At 58.5% G+C, this 16,687-nt stretch carries 9 protein-coding genes and 3 pseudogenes; 6 read left to right on the forward strand and 6 right to left on the reverse strand.

Going from position 1 to position 16,687, the window contains the following annotated elements; translation table 11 throughout:
• Positions 1-103: 103 nt before the first annotated feature.
• Complete coding sequence (locus XH80_RS00920) at positions 104-1,822, forward strand: NEL-type E3 ubiquitin ligase domain-containing protein (RefSeq protein ID WP_271596958.1); 1,719 nt, start codon at positions 104-106, stop codon at positions 1,820-1,822.
• Between the two features lie 436 nt (positions 1,823-2,258).
• Here the strand turns inward: XH80_RS00920 and XH80_RS00925 are convergent, their stop codons facing one another.
• The gene (locus XH80_RS00925; RefSeq protein WP_271596959.1) at positions 2,259-3,581 is read right to left on the reverse strand and encodes an integrase catalytic domain-containing protein; all 1,323 of its coding nucleotides are present in this window, start codon (positions 3,579-3,581) and stop codon (positions 2,259-2,261) included.
• A 953-nt stretch (positions 3,582-4,534) separates the two neighbouring features.
• Here XH80_RS00925 and XH80_RS00930 point away from each other — a divergent pair.
• The 4 genes and pseudogenes from XH80_RS00930 to XH80_RS43670 form a co-directional block, all read left to right on the forward strand.
• The gene (locus XH80_RS00930; protein ID WP_271596960.1) at positions 4,535-6,790 is read left to right on the forward strand and encodes a hypothetical protein; all 2,256 of its coding nucleotides are present in this window, start codon (positions 4,535-4,537) and stop codon (positions 6,788-6,790) included.
• A 745-nt stretch (positions 6,791-7,535) separates the two neighbouring features.
• Positions 7,536-7,937 (forward strand): annotated as a pseudogene (locus tag XH80_RS00935) (acyltransferase family protein); the annotation flags it as partial.
• Positions 7,938-7,940: 3 nt separating this feature from the next.
• Positions 7,941-8,123, forward strand: a pseudogene (locus tag XH80_RS43820) (group II intron reverse transcriptase/maturase); the annotation flags it as partial.
• Positions 8,124-8,125: 2 nt separating this feature from the next.
• A pseudogene (locus XH80_RS43670) lies at positions 8,126-8,803 on the forward strand (acyltransferase family protein); the annotation flags it as partial.
• 237 nt (positions 8,804-9,040) lie between these two features.
• Here the strand turns inward: XH80_RS43670 and XH80_RS00940 are convergent.
• Positions 9,041-10,330 (reverse strand): carbohydrate porin, encoded by a 1,290-nt coding sequence (locus XH80_RS00940; protein WP_271596961.1) that lies wholly within the window; start codon positions 10,328-10,330, stop codon positions 9,041-9,043.
• 758 nt (positions 10,331-11,088) lie between these two features.
• Positions 11,089-11,496 (reverse strand): hypothetical protein, encoded by a 408-nt coding sequence (locus XH80_RS00945; RefSeq protein ID WP_271596962.1) that lies wholly within the window; start codon positions 11,494-11,496, stop codon positions 11,089-11,091.
• 442 nt (positions 11,497-11,938) lie between these two features.
• Between XH80_RS00945 and XH80_RS00950 the strand changes: the two genes are divergently transcribed.
• Positions 11,939-12,268: a hypothetical protein gene (locus XH80_RS00950; protein WP_271596963.1), complete on the forward strand. Its 330-nt coding sequence runs from the start codon at positions 11,939-11,941 to the stop codon at positions 12,266-12,268.
• 592 nt (positions 12,269-12,860) lie between these two features.
• Here the strand turns inward: XH80_RS00950 and hemN are convergent.
• The 3 genes from hemN to XH80_RS00965 form a co-directional block, all read right to left on the reverse strand.
• Positions 12,861-14,198, reverse strand: coding sequence for an oxygen-independent coproporphyrinogen III oxidase (hemN, locus tag XH80_RS00955; RefSeq protein ID WP_271596964.1), 1,338 nt, complete (start codon positions 14,196-14,198; stop codon positions 12,861-12,863).
• 569 nt (positions 14,199-14,767) lie between these two features.
• Positions 14,768-14,917 carry a hypothetical protein gene (locus XH80_RS00960; RefSeq protein ID WP_271596965.1) on the reverse strand — a complete coding sequence of 50 codons (150 nt, stop codon included), beginning with the start codon at positions 14,915-14,917 and terminating at the stop codon, positions 14,768-14,770.
• Positions 14,918-15,483: 566 nt separating this feature from the next.
• The gene (locus XH80_RS00965) at positions 15,484-16,200 is read right to left on the reverse strand and encodes a sulfite exporter TauE/SafE family protein (RefSeq protein WP_271596966.1); all 717 of its coding nucleotides are present in this window, start codon (positions 16,198-16,200) and stop codon (positions 15,484-15,486) included.
• Positions 16,201-16,687: the final 487 nt, after the last annotated feature.

Below are 16,687 nucleotides of genomic sequence, written 5' to 3' on the forward strand. Positions count from 1 at the left end.
ACGTGCGCTCGTCCCAATGATTGTTGTGGCAGCGGGCAAACTGCTTCGTAGCCTTGCGCAGGGGCCGGCGTAGTCTTCAAGATTCCGACGACGGAGAAAGATGATGGACACAGGACAGGCACAGCGGAGCGAAGGTTCCGCTCCGGACACTTTTGAGGAAGCGGAGCGGGAAAGCTACCTCGGCGGCTTCAACCGTGCCCTGGCGAATTTGGTCGAAGGCTTGACAGGGTATCGAACCCCGGCCTCCGCGCGGGCGCGAATCCTGGACGACTGGGTTGCCGAACAGGGGCAGGCCGAAGCCGAGAACAGGCGACACGGGCGCTCGCGAATCAGGGCTGCGGAGAACATGCGCTCGCACTCGGTCGATGTGTCATCGCTGTCCTTAACAGCTTTGCCCGACGCCCTGGCGCCGAGGCTGCTGAACCTCCGCGCCATGCACAATGAGCTAAGCAGCCTGCCCGCTAGCCTGCCATCCGGGCTCCACGAGCTCTTTGTTAGCCACAACCGGTTAACCAGTTTGCCGGACGCTCTTCCGGCGACCCTCTATCGACTAGAGGTGAGCGATAACAGGTTGACCAGTCTGCCAGACAGTCTCCCATCGGAGCTGGGGATCCTGAACGCAAACAACAACCGACTGGGCAGCCTGCCCGACGCTCTCCCGAGCAGTCTCACCTCGCTCGCGGTTAGTGGCAATCAGCTGACCGCGCTTCCCGAGTCCCTCCCATCGGGCCTCGTTGAACTCGATGTCAGCAGCAATCAATTGGCCAATCTCCCCGAAACCCTTCCGAGCTGGCTTGAATCGATCGATGTCAGCGGTAACCGGCTGACCAGCCTGCCTGAGGATCTGCTACCTGGAAGTTTGAGCCGGCCGCTGCTGAACGTCGAATTCGGTGATAATCCATTCCCGGACGAGGTCCGCGCTCACCTCGCGGCGCCGCATCTTCGGCAGCTGCCTCTGTCCGAGGCTGCGGCGCACTGGCTAGGGCACGATCCGGCGGCATTGGCCGAATGGCAGCACTTTGCGGATGAGCCTGGCGCCCAGGATTACGCCCGATTCCTAGATCGGCTACGCGGCACCGTCAATTATGGCAGCGACGAGTTTCGGCAGGCCGTGGCGGATGATCTGCGGCAGGCGGCGATCAATCCGAGATTGCGCGAGCAGTTTTTCACACAGGCTTCAGAGGCCAACGCGAGCTGCGAGGACCGCGTTACTCTGCACTGGAACGGTATGCGGACCGCGCGACTTAATGCTGACGTCGAGGAGGGGGTGTATGATGATAGGCTCGCCGAATTGATCCAGCGCGGCCGCGTTGCATTCCGCCTGGACGCGCTAGACGGGATCGCGCGCGACAGGGTCAACGCGCTCGTGACCCTCGACCCGGGCGTAGATGATGTGGAGGTCTACCTGGCTTATCAACATCTTCTGCGCGAGCCGCTGGAGCTGATTCACGTCGCCCCTGACATGCGCTTTCTGACGGTTTCTCACGTGACATCCGATGATGCGGCGCGCGCACTGGAGTTGGTTCGCGAGCAAGAGGCGAACCAGTTTACTGACTACATGGCAACCCGCTGGCAACCCTGGGAGACGGTGCTGAGGCGAATTGCTCCTGTCGAATATGAAGCGATGCAAGACCGGCTCGTTGAAGCCATGGACGAGGAGTTTCAAACCCGCTTGAATCGGCGACTGGCCGAGCTAGGCCTTCTAGGCGATCCGGACGCCGAGCGGGTGCTCGGAGCTCAAGTCCGAAACGAGCTCGCCAGCGAGATTAAACGCGAGGTCATGCACCGTGTGCTGGCCGAGCGTGACGGTCCCGAACTATGAGGTCCCAAACCGCCTCAGGGATGTTTATCATTGCCCTGCGGCTGCGGCAAAGATTGATGATGAAGTCTCGCCAATCGTTGCCAAGGACTTTCGCATGCCGAAAGTGTGCTGCCGTCGACCCGCCCCTTTCGGTCTTGCCGAGCGATCGAAAACTCGCGCGTAAGACGAGGCGTATGCGCGTCCCCCTGGAAGTCCGATCGGGACGAGAGCTCCGTCAGTCGATAGTGGTTGAGGAGACCAAGAGGGCGCAGCGCTGATTCATCGCTTCCGTAAGCTGTCGCGCGCCATGGAAAGCTGCCCCCTCATATTGCCTCAGATGAGAATGTTACCGAAACGGAGCCCAGTTCTTGCCGGATCCGGCCCGCCGCGAGTCCGAGCAAGCCGCTCGCGAAGCGCGCCATCCATAGCGCTGTAGCGAGCGAGCGGCTTGCGGTGATTAGGCGAACGCACTTGTGGGGCCTTGAACCTCAGGCACGGAGCGCGGGTCGGTGCTCAAGGTGATCTCTGCGCTGCCGATCAGCTGTCGAGCGGCCTTTGATCGCCAACTCTTCACCAGTCGCTGCACCGTACGCCGCTGATGGCCGCTGAACCGACCGGGCGCATGCGCTTCCAGCCGGGAGAGAATATCGACCGCGGACAAGTGCGGAGCTGCAGCGAGCCATTCCTCAATGATGGGAATGTAGGGCTCGAGCATCGATGGCCGACGTGGCACAGGCTTGCGCCGCACGTAGGGGCGCCTATGAATGCTCCGCTGCTCACCCTGTTTCCAACCATCGCCGAGCCCTCCGGCAAAGGCCGCCAAGTCGCTTTGCACCGGCGCTACAGTCATCGCTGACTTTCCAGCCCGTTGATCGACCCGCTTACCCAGCTCATTCTGAGCGTCCCGCATCTGTGCCAGCAATGCCACCGGATCAAGCGTCCGGTAAATCTCCCGCAGCCGACCTTTGAATGCCTCATTTAGCCTCGGGTGGACCAACGCTCTTTCGTATGGCGTAGCGGGAGGAAGATAGTGCTTGATCATCTTGGCACCTTCGCGGTGCTTCTCCTTCAGCTTAAACGAGGGCTGGAAGAAATTGATGTGCAGCCGTGCCGCCGCAAACAGGCGAGCTAATGAGCGAGCGGCATCAATGCCTTCAAACCGCCCGTAGCCCACCAGGCGGCGAACGATAGCTCCGTTCTTTTGTTCAACGAATGCCTGATCTTTCTTTTTGTAGGCCCTCGAACGGGTGACTTCGACATCGTGAGAACGGCACCACGTTACGACCGTGTCGTTCATGAAGGCGCTGTCGTTGTCAAAATCGAGCCCCCGAACGGGCCAGGGAAATAGGTTCTGCGCGCGCTCGAGAGCTTCGACCACAAGAGCTGCTTCACGCACGACGAGCGGAAGGCATTCGGTCCACCCCGTTGCGATATCTACCATTGTTAGCGTCTGAATGAACGCGCCGGATACGGACATGCCGCCGTGCGCAACCAGATCCGCTTCGCAGTATCCCGGCGGAGGTGATCCCCAGTCATTGAATGTACGCACCGGGACTTGGCGCCGTACGGCGCTGGAAAAGCCCGCCCGCCGTGGGCGTCCTCCGGCCGCTGCGATCTTTACGTCGCTCAGCAGACGATCGATCGTCGCCGCGCTCACCTTCAAAACCTTCGACCTGTCATCGGCAGAAAGCTTCAATCTGCCGTGCCGTTCAAGAGCCGGAAGTAAAAATGGGATCATCGCGACGAGCCGCTTACTGCAGAGCCGGTCAGAGGCGTCCATAGCACAATCAGTGCAACGCGAATGGAAGCTCCGTAGGTCCGGCCTCGTCGTCGCGGCACGGCCGATCTCGATGCCCTGTCCACCGACAGTGCTCGGATCGCGTGCTTGCGATGCCATCCCGTAACGGCACACAGCTCGTCCAGGATCCGTGCCTTCTCGAGCCGTCCGCTTGCCCGATAACGCTCCACCAGCGCTGATGTGATCTCGCGCTTTGCGCGCATGCTGATCTTCCCTGCCATACCCGCCACCGAACTGATTCGGCAGCTCCGCCCCAGACACGACAGGGAAGTTGTCCGGTAACATTTTTAGTGAGGCAATGCGGGGGCAGTTCCGGATGGCGTTTGACACGTGAGCGCTGCGCCAGCGAACCAGCTCGATTTGGCGAGCGAGCAACGTTCGAGGCAAAGTGGGCGGCAACAATCCGACCTCAAATAGACCTGTGATAAGCCTTACGAACCCCCAGTCACAGACTGCGGGTCGAGTCGGCTTGCCAAGCTCATACTCGCGCAAAAGGTGGAAGTCGAAGGTACGAGAGAACGCCTGCCGGCATCTGCGCCAATGAAAAGCCTTCGTGATCACCAAAAGGGCGCCTCAAGATAACAAGCTTGGCGCCAAAGCTGTGCGGAGGGACGAGAGGATGCTCGTCACGCATATTGGAGTCTGTCGCGGCTGAGTGAGCCCGGCCGTGATGCTTGAATTCCTCCCACGATCGACAGAGCGATCCATTGTTCTTATCGGTTTGCGAATTTCGTCGATTGCAACGAAAAATTGGAGTGCCCCGTCCTGTCGCTAGGCGGCGCCCATGCGAGGCCGTTAATCGCGAAGCAATGTTCTGATCTCGTCAGCTTTCCGAAAGGTTGCGGCTCCAACAATCGGCAACCTTTTTCTTGCTAGACGATCTGCTACCAGGCCGTACCGATTGCTGTATGGCTTACAAACATGAGGAGAGCAGGGTGGATCCGGTTGACCCATTCTTCGATTCAGGAGCCTGGATGCGGGAGTACGCCGCGCTGCAGGGGCGGACCGCGCAGCGAGGGGACAACTTAAGTGAGCACGGTGATTTTGAACGGCAGCTGGAGGGTTTGCATCTCGATCCCTCTGATGAGAGCAAGTCAAGTTCGCCTGATCGTGCTCCCAAAGGAGAGGAGCGAGCAGTCGGGCGGGAGGATTTCGGCGGGTCGATGCGGGTGCCGCCGCCCTCGGCTTTTAGAGAGAGTGCGCTGGGCGACAGGCGTCGGAGCGTAGACATTCCCGGCTTCCCGCCTCTCGCCTCGGCGCAAGTGCCGCAGTCTAGTTTGCGAGATGATCTGTTTAGTAGCGCACGCTACGGCTTTCCGTATGCAGATTCTACCGCCTTGGCCAAGAGCGGAAAAAGCGGCGGATTATGGTCACGCTTCAAGTCGGGCGTCGGCAAGGCTTTTGGCGGGAGCCGTAGCGAAAAGTCCTCGCGCGACGCGGGACAAGCGGACGCCTTTTCCACGAATCTTCGCATTGACTACGCCAGGCAGCCGGGCCGGACGCGCGGGGCGCCTGTCCCTGAGGCGGACGAGGTGCTGATAAAAGAGTTCAGAAACAAGGCGGCGGGTAACCTCACCGACGGCACGATCAAGAATGCGGCAGCCGATCTGCGCCATTTGAGCGTGCGCCTGAGCACCGCCGGCAGGCCCTCAATTGCGGACCGAATTCGCCGAGAATTGGAAAACGCGCAGCAGGACAACCCGCAGGTGGAAAACGAGCAGCTGGAAGCTGAACTCCATCAGGATGTCGATACCTACGCAAAGGACCGCAGCACGCGCATCAAGGCGGCCTTGAAGAAGCTCCGTGAGGTCGGTGCCGGAAACGCCCTGACGCCTGATCTCCGCCGACTGGCTCCTCACGGCGCGGACGCAACCCTCATCGGTATGTGGGCGGCGGCAGAAAAGGCGACACGCAGGATCGAGCCGGAGACGATCGACAGGCAAGCTCGCCGCATGTCAAAGCTGAGTGAGTGGCTGCAGACCCATGACAGGCCACCGATGGCCGGCCGACTTTCCTCCCCCGCGTTTGTCCGGGATCTCGAGGAGTACAAGCGCGAAACCAAGGATAAGAAGATCAACGCTGATCTGGTCAAACTTGGCCGATACGAGCAAATCCTGGAGGCGAACAGGGCGCTTGGATTTAGGCCTCCTGACGATCCGGGCCAGCCTTCTCGGGAAGCTGCTCGACAGCCGCATGCACTACAGGATCCCGCAACGCTAGGTACCCCGAGCGCGGGAGCCTGGGATTGGCGTGGCGAGCAGGTCCACGGGCCTAACATCTTGATGCCACCGCCGCACGGCCACTGGCAGGCCGGTTCGTCGCAGCAGCTTCCCGCAACCCCGGCGACGCCGAGCGCCGGAGCCTGGAACTGGCTTGGCGAGCAGATCCACGGACCTGTCTCACCAGAGCCAGCGCCGCACTGGGCCGCGCAAGCGCATCCGCCACTCGAGCTTCCTGCTACACCGGCCACCCCCAGCCAGGGAGCCTGGGCTTGGCTTGGGCAACAGATGCAAGACCCCGCATCGCCATCGTACGTGAGGCCTCGATCGTCAAACATCTACGGCGGTCTCGATTCCTTCGTTGATCTGGATCCACCCACACCCCACGACTTGCGTGACGATGCGCGCTCTGCGCCAGCATCTGAATTTGCAGCCGCTTCGTCGTTCGCGGGACCGCCGGGGGCGGCTCCGGAGCTGCGGGATATTGGCACGATCGTTGGCGCCGGCTGGCGCCACGGCTCTCAGGCGGCTTCAGACGTGTTGATCGATGTATTGGGCAATATAAATCTGCTGCCAAACCAGTTCGGGCCAAGTCAGTTTGTGATCAATGGGGAGCGCTATTCGGCGACGCTTGGACCGGGAGGCCGCAGGGATGTTCGCCTGATCCATCATCCCCGCCTGAGCCAGCCGGATGAACCTGGCCCCTCTCAGTCGCTCCATCGTCCCCGGCCGATCGTGCCAGCGGCGCAATCCGGTGAGGGGCCCGTTGATCTTGGGTATCTGATCCGCGGGGGATGGGAGCACCGCGAGCGATTCCTGCCGGATTATCTTGTCCGCGCCCTCGAAGGCCAGCGCATCATGCCCGAAGTTGGGCGCCCGACCTATTTCGAGATCCGCGGAGTGCCTTACACGGGCGAATTAGTGGAAAGCGAAGGCCGCCAGCGCGTACGCATTTATCCTGAACGTGGCTGAAGAGGCAGCAGGAATGCAATCAGGCTTTCGGCGGGGCAGCTCGCGTAAGGCGTTCTATGCGAGGCCTTTGGCAGGCGATGGATCGGTTGCAGGGGCACGGCCTGCACCGTCCTGCCTCCTCTTTGTAGAATGTGCCAAGGAATTCTACGAATTTGGTGCAGGCCCGGACCTGCCTTCTGCATCCCTGATCCTTTCACATAGTCCGACAATTCTTGTCTTGAAAACCGCATACTACAGATCGAACGCATTCGTGATCGATGGAGCACCGCGCCGAGTGCAGCCGATGGACAAGCGCCAAGAACATGGCCACCAAACGAAAGTTTGCTGACGAAGGCGTTTCCTGATGGCAGCACAAATTCCTCGGCGCGCGCGGTACTTCGCAACGCATAGCTTCAGCCTTCACGCGCAGCTCAGTATTGCGCTATGTAAAGTCTCCTCGCGCTGCGCTGCAAACACCTGGCCTGCTCGGGAGCAGAGTGCACGGTCCCGGTGGACCGGGAAGCCGATGAAAGCGAGCTTGGTGCGGCAAAAATTGATAAACCATCGTATAGCTCGTTTCCCCCTTCCTTTCGCTCTTTATCGCACAGTCAGCTATTGGAGCGTAGACTCTCGGTGACAATTGTCTCCGCTGTCATCGGATATCTCGATTTCCATGCAAACAGACTACGCAACAGCGACGTGCCCTTAACAATAGCTGTTGGCCAACCCCAGCATGTATTCGGCTGGTTGGATGAAGTGTGCCGAGATGTTGATACATCATGCAACAGGAAAGGTTGTGCCTGAGACAGCGAACAGTCGCGATCTCGCTTTGGACTTCATCAAAGGAGTGCTCATCATTTTAGTGATCGTTGGTCACCTGATCCAATATATCCTCTACCAAAACGAAGGATTTTGGAATTCGGCATGCTTCAAATGGATCTACATGTTCCACATGCCCCTCTTTATGGCGATAAGCGGTTATCTTTCTTGCCGAGCGCTACTGGTAAAGTCGTTCACGCAAGCTGTCGGCGATCGTGCGACGCAGCTCCTGGTGCCGATGCTGTTTTGGTGCTCTCTTCTGGAGTCATTGAAGTTTACCGTGTTTCCCCGATCGACGGACGCACCAGGCATCGTTTTGCAGTTCCTGAATGAGTTCGTCGGCACATACTGCGAGCTTGGCATTCCGACGGTGACGGATCGGTTGATCCAGCAGGCGCTGCTGCAAGTGCTGCAGCCCACTCTCGATCCCACCTTCAGCAAGCATAGCTACGGCTTCCGTCCGGGCCGAAACGCACATGATGCCGTTCTTGCGGCGCAGTCATATGTGCAATCGGGCCGCCGGATCGTGGTCGACGGTTCGTCTGGGCCGCGTTCATTTGTTTCATTCTCACTAAAACTATTTCGATCTTCAATCGTTGGTCGCCCTGGGCCTTGTTCGTATCCGTCATTCTGGTCGTGCTTGCGCCTCTGACTTTTTCCATATTCCCTCTCATAAAGTATATGTACCCGTTCTATTGCCTGGGATTCTTATTTGCGCAATCGAGAGAACGGTGGACGAGCATAATGCGCTCTCACAGGTTGTTCTTGATTATGTCTGCCTCAATAGCGGCTATGATGTGCTTTCTGGCCTGGCGCAACGACACTTATGTCTACAACAATCTCGCTTTGGTCCAGGATTTGCGGTCGGCAAAAAATGTGCTCCTGATGTTTCTCGGCTCCGCAGCTGCCTCAGTGGTAATGATTGAGGTCCTGCTTCGATGCTGGAATATCGGTCGCTCAAATCGGGTGGTCCGCTTTATCGCCGCGAAATTGGGGCCGAGCACGCTCGTGCTGTACTTGATTCAGGGGACGGTATTTCGTCTCATGGATTCCATACAGTATGGAGAACTTTGGGACCCCACAACGAGGTCTGTCGCGGCTGCATCTTTCGGGACAATGATTGTTGCCGTCGCGCTAGCGGTTCGCTGGAGCGTGGGCGACATTCCTTATCTGTCCCAGCTCATGCTCAGAGTGCCACCCCGCTCACGTCAATGAGCAGCTGTAACCGAGATCTGATCGGGAGGCTGTCGCAAACCATCGTAGATCGCAGGGTGTGAACCTGCTGTCAGGCGAGATAATCTGGAAAAATGTCATCGAAAATTGGGTCGTCGCCCCACGTAACTTTGCTTTCCCCGAACGTCTAGCGCAGATGCGGCCGATCCCTTCAAGGGGGCGCGGAGGTCCGGTCCCATGCGTCACGATAACGTCGGAGCAGAACGGCGCTTGCGATGATCAGAAGAATATCAACGTAAACACCAACAGATTGAGCGCGTGTTCCGTTTGGGGCGTATGTGTGATGCTTGTCGGGTAATGAATGTATGATAGTCCGACGCTTGTATATATTCCCGGAGCGAGATGCGCGATGTATGTTCCCGTGACTGCTGTGCTATCGCGGTGCGCAAGCTGGCCTTTTGCCAGAGCAGCATCCACTGCAACCTTACTCCAGGCCGTGTTGGTCGCAACGAGGGCAACCAGATCACTGGGCCGGTTATCAAAAGGTCCCTTCGCATAAAGACGAAGCTCGTAATACCGGCTGATCCTGTTGCGCTCAGGTGGAGCTCCCATGACGGAGAAGCCGCCGTAGACGCCGCGAGACGGCGACCCAAGGGCGTCACTCTGCCAGAGCTGCCTGTCCGCAGCGATGTAGTGAAAATTATTTCCGCTCTCCCTTTGTTGCTTGGGATCCGCCAAATTCGTGTAGCGGCAACTGTTCAAACCAACGCCCGCCCGCAGCCACGTGTCGGGTACGCCGGGAGCAACCTTGCTCTTGTAGCCGGCTTCTTCGACGAGAAGAATGCCTGCATTGGCCGTGCTCCACTTCAAGCCGGTGGGATTCTCGGTTATATGGGCATAGACACCATCTGGACTGATTGAGCGCTGGACGGAGACCTTGTTGTACAAGCGAGCGTCAAAATTGTACTTCAAATTGGCCGCGGGCGTCGGCGCGGCATTGGTGCTCATCCCTGCCTGGAACAAGGCAGACATGTTCGATCCTGTCATCCCTCCGAACAATGTACCGGTGAATTCATTCTGGTTTATGAGGTAGCCAAGTTTGAGTTCTAGTGTCCTGTCGAAGAAAGTCTGGTAGTAGGCGAGCGTATTGAGTCCCACTCGATCTGGCCCTGGGCGATCCCACGTCCAGTATTGCTGCTCGGCTCCTACGACAATCTGTCCGTCGGCAATGCCAAACCGGCTCAGATCGTAGGTGACGATCATGAAGTTCGCCGACGCGAAAGTCGGATTCTGGCCCATATAGAGCTGGTTTGCGATAGTGCTTCTTGCTGCATGCGGTAGCTGGTTGCTTGCAAAGGAGTTATGTGTCCACCCGATATAGCCGATGCCGACGTCCGCCAGCGCAGATCTAACGCCCCCCTTGTCCTGATCAATCGTATCTGCAGGACCAGGGATCGGGAACCACAACCCTTTTTCACGCAGATTGTCGTACCTTTGGAAGGAATCGACGGTTTTTTGCGGTCTGGTCCGAGCAACCCTGTCCGCATTGGCGCGCTTCTCGAAACGCACTCCGGGACCTGCTGCTGGCGCCGGGGGAGGAGGGCGGATTGCCTGAGGGATCAGGTCGATCGGGAGCTTTGCGGCCCGATCGGGAGTCTTTCCTCTTTTGCTGGCCTGATCCAGAGGGTGGTTACTAGGATCAAGTCCGCTCGCGGTTTGTGCCAGTACGGAATTGCCGACCAGACAAGCCGCTAGCGAAAGTGCGCTAACAAGCCCAGATTGCTTTCCCCTTGGTCTTAAATTGAAAGAAAGTGCTGCCGTAGCCGAGTATGTCCTAGGCGAGGTCGTCGCAAGAAGGCAATCACGCATGGCGTAGTTCGGGTCCATGTCTGCTGGCCATGAATAGATTGAACTGCGCCCTGATTGGCCCGGGGTGGTTCCCGGCGGCGTGTGGCACGCGCCTGCTTCCACATCGTCATTGCGGAGCGCAGCGAAGCAATCCAGAATCCCTCCGCGGCGGCAGTCTGGATCGCTTCGTCGCCAGCGCTCCTCGCAATGACGGACCAAGCGGCATCGCCGGCGTCCTTTCGCGTCCGAGGGTGAGGGGGACGAGCCAGAACTCGATCTATCCGAACAGAGCCATTGAGGCTTCCTGAACCTCTCAGCTCGCGGCGCGATGATGATCTGGTCCGAAACTTTGCTTGTGCATGACGCCGGTGCGCGGAGAGCCAGCGGAGAGCGCTGGCTCGGCAAATGCTCGCGAGCGCGCGGGGGCTTGCCGCCCTGGCCACCAGAACATTGCGAACGTCCACCTAGCTCACTGTGAGTCAGGCGAGTCTGGCGGTGCCGCGCATCTGCATCGAAGGCGGCTTTCTGGACCAACCGGCAGCTACCAGAACGCAAGGCTCGCCGTGCAAGAGGCTTGGCTTTACGAAGCGCTTCATTAGTATCGCTGTGAGCGAAAAAGACGATCGGCGGACTCGAAGGCCGAAGAGCCTTTGAATTTGCGCGCGCGGCAACCACACCACAACATCCAACGTGATGGCCCAGGAGACCAGAGCAATCAGCCGCCGAGCAGCTCTGGCGGATATCGGCGAGTAGTTGCTGGCTGCCGTCGGCGCGGCAAAACTTGTCCTGCATCCAAAACCTTGATGTGCGCGGCGTTCGTTGGTCACGCTTGCCACGTGCCCGTCATCTCGAACAACCTGCCGGAACTGGTAGTTGATCAGGTGCAATGTTTACCGGTCCAATCGCGCCATTGCGGCTCGGCCGATCAGCCGTGGCGCTTACGTGGCGCGTCCCAGACGAAGTTGCTGGTCCGAGCAATGCGTGAGGCGGGCTCCATCGAACACTTGCAGGAATCAGCGGACGGTTTGCATTCGTGTCGGGGCACTGTAAGAAAATCTGCAAGGTTCTTCTGAATGCTGCGCCATCGCCGACAAAGACGAGACCCATTGCTCACTGGTGGCGCTGTCATGGAGAACGCGCAAATTGTCGCGTTGCGTTGCTCAAGAAGGAGCTTTCATAAAAGCAAGCGCAGCCGATCGGGAAGCTCGCCAAGATTGATTATTGATTATTGTATCGACGCTGGTAGTTCCTGTAGCGGGGGAGCATCGCAGGCTATCGCATCGACAAATAAGCCCGCTAGAATGGGATCTTGAGCGAGGGACAATGGACTTGAGTGATCAAGCGGCCGCTTCAGACTTGCGGCCGCTCTTGGACGCGCCGTCAAGACGGATTCTCCCGGTTTTGGTGCTGCCGCTTATCCTCGTCGGCTCGTGTGCTGCTGGCGCCTGGCTTTGGGCTAACCTTGAAGAGCCTGTCGAGACGCCGGAAAGCAGGGAAGACGCTTCAACGATGCGCCTGTCACTAGAGGACAGGGCATCCCTATTCGAGATAAAGTGGGCACAGCAGAAAGCTAGCGATGAGATCACAGAACTCAACCGCCGGATCGATGCCCAGCGGAAGGCCCTCAAAGATATCCTGGATCAGATATCACCATGCTGACGTCGCGGATCGATTCGCTGCAGAGTTCAACACCTGTCCCTTCTGCTGCTTCCGAGCCTCTTTCTTCGCCAGCCCGAACTGTTTCGAGCGCCGCCGGGAAACGCTTCAGGCGGTCCAAACCACAGGGACCTGTTTCCGTCGGAGGCGCGCCAGTGATCGCCGGACCGAAGAAGGCCGAGCCTTGAGTCTGAGCCGCTGCAGGCGTGGTCGAGTGTCAAACTGTGTTCGACGAGGTGGACCGCAGGTTCGCAGAACCGCCTCTAGCCGTAAAATTTCCGAAGCTGGTGCGAGCGACGGCTTCTCCAGCGACACGTCGCTGAGGCCGTCACCATCATCAAGAGCACTCAAGGGGAGGTGGGGCAGTGCCCTTTGGGCATGATCGAGCCGTGGCCCTGAACGGCGCAATCCGCTGCGCCTCTCCTTCAAATCACTTCCTTTTAGTCCGCCCTCCCGGTTTGGGGCCATATCTGAAAGGTCGTTGGCATGACACCGCCGCTGCATCCTCGAAATCTGGCCTGTCTGCCGGAGGTGCCTCTTCAGATCATTCCGTCGCGAAGAGCTTAGATGTTTGAGATCTGCTCACATGCGCGGCTTAGTTAATAGGGGTACGGTCGAGATAGCTGTCGAATGCGGCAGCAACAGCACGAATGAGAAACCGGTGTTCCTGCTTGACCTGAATGAATCCCTCTTCAATGTCCACTATCCCGTCTTCGGCAAGCATTCCCAGCCGGTTGGCCGAATTGAGAAGAGGAATCGGATCAAACCCATGAGCAGCACAGATCGCTGGTACGTCGGCCTGCAAATCGCACATCAGACGCTCGATGATTGCGGCGCGGAGGCGATCTTCGGCGGTGAGACAATAGCCTTTTGCGGTTGCCGGACGACCAGCCTGAATGTGTTCGTGATAGGAGGCGGTTGCGATCTCGTTCTGGACGTAACCCTCACCCAGACGGCCAATGGCTGACGGACCTAAGCCGATTACGGTTTTGCAGGTATCAGCCGAATAGCCCAAGGAGTTGCGGCGCAGCCGACCGGCTTTCTGCGCCAGCGCGAGCTCGTCGTCGGGCAGGGCGAAATGGTCGAGCCCGATCTGGCGGTAGCCGGCCGAGACCAGCGTATCTGCAATAGCCGCGGCTTGCTCGGCGCGGGCGACATTGTCCGGCAGCGCCGCCTCATCGATCTGGCGCTGACGTTTCATATAGGAGGGGACGTGAGCATAGCCGAAAGCCGCAAGCCGGTCTGGCCGCATCGCCAGAGCCGTCCGTGTAGAGTCCACGCAAGAGCGCACCGTCTGATGCGGCAGTCCGAAGAGAAGGTCGAAATTGATGCGGCTTATCCCATGCTGGCGAAGAGTTTCGACGACAGACGCCGTCTGCACCTCACTCTGCACGCGGTTGACCGACCTTTGAACCACCCCATCGAAGCTTTGCACGCCTATGCTCGCGCGATTGACGCCGGCCCCTTGTAATGTTTCGACCGTCTCGGCCGTGAACGCACGTGGGTCGATTTCTATGGCGATGGTAGCTGATTTGCTGAACGCGAAGCAGCGTCGCAGGAGTCCCATCAAGGCGAGGAAATCGGCCGGTGCAATCGTGGTCGGCGTCCCGCCGCCGAAATGTACGTCGCTTACCGGCAGGTTGCGAGGCGCTTGCTCTGCGATCAAACGTATCTCGGCATGCAACGCCGCCAAGTAATTGCGGATCGGTCGCTGGTTGAGAGTGAGGCTTGTAGGAAAGCCGCAATACCAACAGATAGAACGACAGAACGGAACATGGATATATAGCGACACGGGATCGTCGGGCGACAGCCGCCTCAACCATGTCACACAAGTCTTGGCACCGACAGTTGCGGAGAAATCCGCTACGGTCGGGTATAAGGTGTACCAAGGCAGGCGAGCGTCGCAATACTTGTTCAGGAGAGAGGTCTTCAAACCCTAACTTTCTCGTGGTCCAGCGGCATGAAGCTGCCCGATGCCCACTGTTATGTCTTTGCGTTATGTCAAAGGGGTCTAACGGTCCCTGAGACTTGGCCTGCTTTCGATGTCACTGCCAAACGCAGCGTAGGGGTTGAGGCCCGGAAGTGGGAGCCGCTCGTCCGCGATTATATGGACGTTTATGGTGGCATATGAATTTCTACGAGGACGCTCGAATTAGCGCGGCGTGTCGCGACTAGCCGCGCATCAACCTCTCATCGGATAGCGTCGTTTCCGCATTCCCTGGCGTGCTGCCTTTTTGCGACGGAAACAGGGATCTTAAACCTCAGCAGGGCAACTGAGCTTGTTGCTGAACTTTCAACCCGGTTTTTACGAGGAAAGGCCGAATTGGTTGCTCTGCAACCGACGGATGCCTCCCGTTTAAGGTCGGAGTGTCACGGAGATAAGTAGCTTGCTAGATCAGAGCGCGACGTGCGATTGCAGCACGTGACGCTACGTGCGATTCAAGACTTTTGGAGCTGCTCACGAAAAAAAGTTCTTGGTTTCACGCATGAAATCAATGAGCCTCAATTCCGCCACGCTACTTGTCTCATTGCAGCAAGCATCATCACGGATGTACTGATGATGTTGGGGTAGCCCCGGCGCACTTCACCGCCCTCGGCAAGGTGCGTCGGGTCGCCTTGGCTCGCCGGCGTCTCGTTCAGATCAAAATACATGGCACCGACTCAAAACGACTTGGACGTCGTGCTGATGGCAAACGCGAGCTCGGAACGATTTGCTATACGTTCTATTCTGCTTCATCGTTGAGGCGTTTTGTTTCTGATAGCACCGTTGTTGATCGGTCAGATCGCATATCTGTGCAGCTAGCCTTCATTGGCGTCGCATCACTGCGATGCACCTCCAGACTCATTTCCACATAAGCCTCCTGGTGAGGCGTCGCCGATCTCGGGTATGGCCTGGCGAGGCTTCAATCAAGCGTGCCGGACGAAGAGCACCTGATGAATGGCCCCGTTTGCTCGGCGGGCCTGCCCGACGTTGATCCTCCCGTCGATTGGAAGCGCGAACCGGATGCGACCTAGTGCTGCCGTCCGGCCGAGGACGATCAGCCGAAAGGCGCTCGGATCCGCCTCACCGTCGCTTGACCCTACGGCTGTTCGCGATCGTATTGTCGGCTTGCAGAGTTGGGCAAGGCGCTCGGACCAGGCTTGAGCCGCAGCTTGCAGAAACCTTGTACTTCAATCTGACCGCGCTGGCATCCCGCATGAAAGATGTCGTTTCGACTTCAAGCGCGAACCAATTGAATGCCGGCAACGAGCAGAACCGCCGCCAGTATGAATCTGATGGCTGTCTGGCTCAACCATTTTAGGCCGATTACTGTTCCAGCGACCGCCCCCGCCAGCACGGCGATTGCGTAAAGAGCCAAATCAGGGGAAGGAAATTGGCCAGTGAAAACAGCTCCGAGGAATCCGACTGTGGAGTTGGCCAGGATGAAAGGGGGTGATAGCGCGACGGCCTGCCTCGGTGATGCCCAATTCAGTGCGATGAGCGTCGGGGCGAGGAACACACCCCCGCCCACCCCAGTCAGGCCGGAAACGAGGCCAAGGATCGCGCCGATGCTCACGCTTGCCCAGAGCGGAGTTTCGCCGACGCGATCGACAGCTCGTCCGCGCTGCATGATCATCATTGCGCTCGCCAGAAGAAGAACAAACCCGGTCAGTGTTTTGTACATCTGCTCCTCGAGCCCAATCAAACCACCGGCGAGCGACGCTGGCATCGACGAAACAAGAAGAGGGCGCAGGATTGTCCAGTCAACGACCTTGTTGCGGTTGAACAGCCAAGTGGAATAGGTCGCGACGACAATGTTGAGACCAAGCGCCGTGGGGCGCATCTCTGTCGATGACATCCCAAAAAATGCCATTAGCGAGAGGAATGCAGTACCGCCAGCCTGGCCAACGCTCGCATATAGCAGGGAGATGATCGCGAAGAGCAGGGAAGCCATGCTTCACCGATTTCGGCGACGACCTTCGCCCTGTTTTACCAAGCCAGTCATGATTGATGCATCTGGTGCGGCCTAATTGGGTTTCCGCTCGGGGGCGGATCTAAGCGTTTCGCTCGAATCACGCGGCCGGAGGTGCGGTCAGTTCAAGTTCCTTAGCGAGTGCCATGTGTGGACCCTCCCATCAATCGCCGAGGTTAGTGGTTGACTGGGCTCAATAGGGGTGGGTTTGAATCCCTGAGAGGACGGCACTCGAGGGGGCCGCCGAGGCGAGCTGCCGAGGTGAGCTGCATTTCTTGCTGTAGCTCACCTCATGTCGTGGCTCGCAATGGTGCTGTCGCCTTCGCTCCCCATGTCATGAATGCTTCGAGGCACCTACCTCGCAACCAGCCGTCCGCGTTTGAAGCCCTTCTCGACGATTGATTTTGGCGAAATCAACAGTTGGTATGGCACTTGCTGGTCCGATCCGGGGGGCTCTCACCTTTGGAGA

The sequence above is a fragment of the Bradyrhizobium sp. CCBAU 45384 genome (assembly GCF_028128665.1).
GTDB classification, from domain to species: Bacteria; Pseudomonadota; Alphaproteobacteria; order Rhizobiales; family Xanthobacteraceae; genus Bradyrhizobium; species Bradyrhizobium manausense.

What these genes read in the sequence shown, in the direction of transcription:
- XH80_RS00920 (WP_271596958.1), top strand. Translation starts at nt 104, where the DNA reads ATGGACACAGGACAGGCACAGCGGAGCGAAGGTTCCGCTCCGGACACT.
- XH80_RS00925 (WP_271596959.1), bottom strand. Translation starts at nt 3,581, where the DNA reads ATGGACGCCTCTGACCGGCTCTGCAGTAAGCGGCTCGTCGCGATGATC.
- XH80_RS00960 (WP_271596965.1), bottom strand. Translation starts at nt 14,917, where the DNA reads ATGTATTTTGATCTGAACGAGACGCCGGCGAGCCAAGGCGACCCGACG.
- XH80_RS00965 (WP_271596966.1), bottom strand. Translation starts at nt 16,200, where the DNA reads ATGGCTTCCCTGCTCTTCGCGATCATCTCCCTGCTATATGCGAGCGTT.